The sequence below is a fragment of the Pseudomonas sp. P4_C3 genome, from assembly GCF_056402075.1.
Genome location: NZ_JBFUIC010000280.1, coordinates 1 through 5,362 on the forward strand (window position 1 = coordinate 1; position 5,362 = coordinate 5,362).

The 5,362-nt window shown below is 56.6% G+C and carries 2 protein-coding genes; both read right to left on the reverse strand.

Annotation, left to right across the window (positions count from 1 at the left end; genetic code table 11):
• A partial coding sequence (rpoC, locus tag AC1DVH_RS25620; RefSeq protein WP_477756157.1) for a DNA-directed RNA polymerase subunit beta' occupies positions 1 to 3,393 on the reverse strand: 3,393 nt, incomplete at its 3' end.
• Positions 3,394 to 3,457: 64 nt separating this feature from the next.
• A partial coding sequence (gene rpoB / locus AC1DVH_RS25625; protein WP_477756158.1) for a DNA-directed RNA polymerase subunit beta occupies positions 3,458 to 5,362 on the reverse strand: 1,905 nt, incomplete at its 5' end.

Genomic DNA, 5,362 nt, shown 5'->3' on the forward strand with positions numbered 1-5,362 from the left:
AGTTTTCGAAGTCTCTTGCGGGATACGAGCGATAACATCACCGATCGCGATCTTCGCACCATCCGCCACACCGACCAGGGCGTTGGCTGGCAGGAAGTACTGAGCGATAACGTCAGTGCCTGGCAGCAACAGATCCTTGCCGTTGTCGTCGACCATCTTCACGGCAGGACGGATGTCCTTACCGGCAGCTGGACGATCTTTGGCGTCGAGTACTTCAATGTTGGTCATACCGGTCAATTCGTCAGTCTGACGCTTGATCGTGATGCCTTCTTCCATGCCCACGTAGGTCACGGTACCTTTCATTTCGGTAACGATTGGGTGAGTGTGCGGATCCCACTTGGCCACGATAGCGCCAGCYTCGACCTTGTCACCTTCTTTAACCGAAATCACGGCACCGTACGGCAGCTTGTAACGCTCGCGCTCACGACCGAAGTCGTCAGCGATCGCCAACTCACCGGAACGGGACACAGCAACCAGGCAACCATCCACTCGTTCAACGTGCTTCAGGTTATGCAGACGGACGGTACCGCCATTCTTCACCTGAACGCTGTCGGCTGCGGAGGTCCGGCTTGCCGCACCACCGATGTGGAACGTACGCATGGTCAGCTGGGTACCCGGCTCACCGATGGACTGGGCAGCGATAACGCCGACCGCTTCACCGATGTTCACCTGGTGACCACGAGCCAAGTCACGGCCGTAGCACTTGGCGCAAATACCGAAGCKGGTTTCGCAGCTGATCGGCGAACGCACGATCACTTCGTCGATGCTGTTCAGCTCGATGAACTCGACCCACTTCTCGTCTACCAGGGTGCCGGCAGGAACGATGACGTCCTCGGTACCTGGCTTGAATACGTCACGGGCGATAACACGACCCAATACGCGCTCACCCAACGGCTCTACAACGTCACCGCCTTCAATGTGCGGAGTCATCAACAGACCGTGTTCGGTGCCGCAATCGATCTCGGTTACAACCAGATCTTGTGCAACGTCTACCAGACGACGAGTCAGGTAACCGGAGTTAGCGGTTTTCAACGCAGTATCCGCAAGACCCTTACGAGCACCGTGAGTGGAGATGAAGTACTGAAGTACGCTCAAACCTTCACGGAAGTTCGCAGTAATCGGCGTTTCAATGATGGAACCGTCCGGCTTGGCCATCAGGCCACGCATACCGGCCAGCTGACGAATCTGTGCTGCGGAACCCCGCGCACCCGAGTCAGCCATCATGTACATCGAGTTGAAAGACTCTTGGTCGACTTCGTTGCCGTGACGGTCGATGACTTTCTCTTTCGAGAGGTTGGCCATCATCGCCTTGGAGACTTCGTCGTTCGCTTTCGACCAAAGGTCGATCACTTTGTTGTACTTCTCGCCCTGGGTTACCAGGCCGGAGGCGTACTGGCTTTCGATCTCTTTCACTTCATCAGTAGCAGCATTGATGATGCGGGCTTTTTCATCCGGGATAACGAAGTCGTTAACACCGATGGAAACGCCGGAAATGGTCGAATAAGCAAAACCGGTGTACATCAACTGGTCAGCGAAGATCACAGTCTCTTTCAAACCAACCACGCGATAGCACTGGTTGATCAGCTTGGAGATCGCCTTTTTCTTCATCGGCAGGTTGACGACGTCGTACGACAGACCTTTTGGCACAACCTGGAACAACAGAGCACGGCCGACAGTGGTGTCGACGATACGGGTGTTGCTCACGCTGCCGCCATCACGGTCGTTGACGGTTTCGTTGATCCGCACCTTGACCTTGGCGTGCAGTGCGGCTTCGCCGGCACGGAACACACGGTCAACTTCCTGCAGATCCGCGAACACACGACCTTCGCCCTTGGCGTTGATCGCTTCACGAGTCATGTAGTACAGACCCAATACAACGTCCTGCGAAGGAACGATGATTGGCTCACCGTTGGCTGGCGACAGAATGTTGTTGGTCGACATCATCAACGCACGCGCTTCGAGCTGGGCTTCCAGCGTCAGCGGTACGTGCACGGCCATTTGGTCGCCGTCGAAGTCGGCGTTGTACGCAGCGCAGACCAGAGGGTGCAGCTGAATAGCCTTACCTTCGATCAGTACCGGTTCAAACGCCTGGATACCCAGACGGTGAAGGGTCGGTGCACGGTTGAGAAGTACCGGGTGTTCGCGAATCACTTCAGCGAGAACGTCCCAAACTTCCGGCAGCTCGCGCTCGACCATCTTCTTGGCAGCTTTGATGGTGGTAGCGAGACCACGCATTTCCAGCTTGCCGAAAATGAACGGCTTGAACAGCTCGAGAGCCATTTTCTTCGGCAGACCGCACTGGTGCAGACGCAAGGTCGGACCTACGGTAATTACCGAACGGCCGGAGTAGTCAACACGCTTACCGAGCAAGTTCTGACGGAAACGACCTTGCTTACCCTTGATCATGTCAGCCAGGGATTTCAGAGGACGCTTGTTGGAACCGGTGATAGCGCGGCCACGACGACCGTTGTCGAGCAGTGCGTCGACAGCTTCCTGCAACATACGCTTTTCGTTGCGCACGATGATGTCCGGAGCGGACAGATCCAGCAGGCGCTTCAAACGGTTGTTACGGTTGATCACTCGACGATACAGATCGTTGAGGTCGGAAGTCGCGAAGCGACCGCCATCCAGCGGGACCAGTGGACGCAGATCTGGCGGCAGAACCGGCAGAACGGTCAGCACCATCCACTCTGGCAGGTTGCCGGAACCCTGGAAGGCTTCCATCAACTTCAGACGCTTGGACAGCTTCTTGATCTTGGTTTCGGAGTTGGTTTGCGGAATCTCTTCGCGCAGACGACCAATCTCGTGTTCCAGGTCGATAGCGTGCAGCAGTTCGCGGACAGCTTCGGCACCCATGCGGGCATCGAAATCGTCGCCGAACTCTTCCAGCGCTTCGAAGTACTGCTCGTCGTTCAGCAGCTGACCTTTTTCAAGGGTGGTCATGCCTGGATCGATAACGACGTAGCTCTCGAAGTAGAGAACGCGTTCGATATCACGCAGGGTCATGTCCATCAGCAAGCCGATACGCGACGGCAGCGATTTCAGGAACCAGATGTGGGCAACTGGCGAGGCCAGTTCGATGTGCGCCATGCGCTCACGACGAACTTTTGCCAGCGCGACTTCAACGCCGCACTTCTCGCAGATCACACCACGGTGCTTCAAGCGCTTGTACTTACCGCACAGGCACTCGTAATCCTTTACCGGGCCAAAGATCTTGGCGCAGAACAGGCCGTCACGCTCAGGCTTGAACGTACGGTAGTTGATGGTTTCCGGCTTTTTAACTTCACCGAACGACCACGAACGGATCATCTCAGGCGATGCCAATCCGATACGGATGGCGTCGAACTCTTCGACTTGACCCTGGTTTTTCAGCAAATTCAGTAGGTCTTTCAAGGCCTTTCCTCCTGGCGGAGCAGAGAGCGGGCAATCCTGCCCCGCTCTCGATTCGCGTCACGTGTTATTCGGTTTCCAGATCGATATCGATGCCGAGGGAACGAATTTCCTTGATCAACACGTTGAAGGACTCGGGCATGCCCGGCTCCATACGGTGATCGCCATCCACGATGTTTTTGTACATCTTGGTACGGCCGTTCACATCGTCCGACTTCACTGTGAGCATTTCTTGCAGAGTGTAAGCGGCACCGTATGCTTCCAGTGCCCAGACCTCCATCTCCCCGAAACGCTGACCACCGAACTGCGCCTTACCACCCAGCGGCTGCTGGGTAACCAGGCTGTACGAACCGGTAGAACGAGCGTGCATCTTGTCGTCTACCAAGTGGTTCAGCTTCAGCATGTACATGTAGCCAACGGTAACCGGGCGCTCGAACTTGTTGCCGGTACGGCCGTCGGTCAGCTGCATCTGGCCGCTTTCTGGCAGGTCTGCCAGTTTCAGCATGGCCTTGATTTCGCTTTCCTTGGCACCGTCGAACACTGGAGTGGCCATTGGAACGCCGCCACGCAGGTTTTGAGCCAGATCCAGGATTTCCTGGTCCGAGAAGTCATCGAGGCTTTCCTGACGACCGCCGATCTCGTTGTAGATCTCGTGCAGGAATTTACGCAGCTCGGCAACTTTACGCTGCTCTTCAATCATGCGGTTGATCTTCTCGCCCAGACCTTTGGCCGCGAGGCCCAGGTGGGTTTCAAGGATCTGACCAACGTTCATACGCGAAGGTACGCCCAACGGGTTGAGGACGACGTCGACCGGGGTGCCATTGGCATCGTGCGGCATGTCTTCAACCGGCATGATCACGGAGACCACACCCTTGTTACCGTGACGACCGGCCATCTTGTCGCCCGGCTGGATGCGACGACGGATTGCCAGGTAGACCTTGACGATTTTCAGCACGCCTGGAGCCAGGTCATCGCCCTGCTGCAGTTTGCGCTTCTTGTCTTCGAACTTGTCGTCCAGCAGACGGCGACGATCAACGATGTAGGCCTGAGCCTTCTCGAGCTGCTCGTTCAGAGCATCTTCAGCCATGCGCAGTTTGAACCACTGGCCGTGCTCGAGACCGTCGAGAACTTCGTCGGTGATGTCCTGGCCTTTCTTCAGACCGGCGCCGCCTTCGGCTTTGTGGCCGACCAGAGCGGAACGCAGACGTTCGAAAGTAGCACCTTCAACGATACGGAACTCTTCGTTCAGGTCCTTGCGGATCTCGTCCAGCTGGGACTTCTCGATCGACAGGGCACGAGCGTCACGCTCAACGCCGTCGCGGGTGAAGACCTGTACGTCGATGACAGTACCTTTGGTACCGGTAGGTACACGCAGGGAAGTGTCTTTAACGTCGCTGGCTTTTTCACCGAAGATCGCACGCAGCAGTTTTTCTTCCGGAGTCAGTTGGGTCTCGCCTTTCGGAGTGACCTTACCGACCAGGATGTCGCCTGCGCCAACTTCGGCACCTACGTAAACGATACCGGCTTCGTCCAGCTTGTTCAGTGCCGCTTCACCCACGTTCGGGATGTCGGCAGTGATTTCCTCTGGGCCAAGCTTGGTGTCACGGGCCACACAGGTCAGTTCCTGGATGTGGATCGTGGTGAAGCGGTCTTCCTGAACAACACGCTCGGACAGGCAGATGGAGTCTTCGAAGTTGAAGCCGTTCCATGCCATGAACGCGATGCGCATGTTCTGACCCAGCGCCAGTTCACCCATGTCGGTGGACGGGCCGTCGGCCATGATGTCGCTACGCTGCACCCGATCACCCTTACGCACCAGCGGACGCTGGTTGATGCAGGTGTTCTGGTTGGAGCGGGTGTATTTGGTCAGGTTGTAGATGTCGACACCAGCTTCACCGGTTTCAACTTCGTCATCGGCAACACGAACCACGATACGGCTGGCGTCGACGGAGTCGATCACGCCGCCACGACG